Consider the following 749-nt stretch of genomic DNA (forward strand, 5'->3'; position numbering starts at 1 on the left):
GTGGTGTGTGGGTGTTGTGTGAGAACTGGATAGTGGACGCGAGCATCTTGTTTTTCTGTAAGTTCGATTTTTCATGCAGTTTTTCTGTTTGTGATTGTTCTTAGTTATTTGTTTGTGTGTTGTGTTGTAAGGGCGCATGGTGGATGCCTTGGCATAGTAGGCCGATGAAGGACGTGAGAGGCTGCGATAGGCCTCGGGGAGCTGCCAACTAAGCGTTGATCCGAGGGTGTCCGAATGGGGAAACCTGGCCGTCGTTGTGGGCGGTCGCCGTTAGATGAATTCATAGTCTAATTGGTGGTTACGCGGGGAAGTGAAACATCTCAGTACCCGTAGGAGTAGAAAACAATTGTGATTCCGTTAGTAGTGGCGAACGAACGTGGATGAGGCTAAACCGCGTGCGTGTGATACCTGGCAGGGTTTGCGTGCGTGGGGTTGTGGGGATGCATTTGTGCAGGGTCTGCTAGTCCTGCGTTGTGTGGTGTGGGTGTAGCGGAAGTGGATTGGAATGTCCTGCCGTAGACGGTGAGAGTCCGGTACGTGAAACACTTGCATCTGCAATTGGTGTGTTGCCCGAGTAGCAGCGGGCTCGTGGAATCTGCTGTGAATCTGCCGGGACCATCCGGTAAGCCTAAATACCTGCTTGTGACCGATAGCGGATTAGTACCGTGAGGGAATGGTGAAAAGTACCCCGGGAGGGGAGTGAAATAGTACCTGAAACCATGTGCTTACAATCCGTCAGAGCCTTTTTT

General features: G+C 51.5%; 1 rRNA gene. It reads left to right on the forward strand.

Annotated features, from left to right (window positions below):
- Positions 1 to 116: 116 nt before the first annotated feature.
- Positions 117 to 749 (forward strand): 23S ribosomal RNA (locus HMPREF2847_RS01355); the annotation flags it as partial.

Source organism: Corynebacterium sp. HMSC074C03, assembly GCF_001838285.1.
In the GTDB taxonomy this organism is placed as follows: Bacteria; Actinomycetota; Actinomycetes; order Mycobacteriales; family Mycobacteriaceae; genus Corynebacterium; species Corynebacterium amycolatum.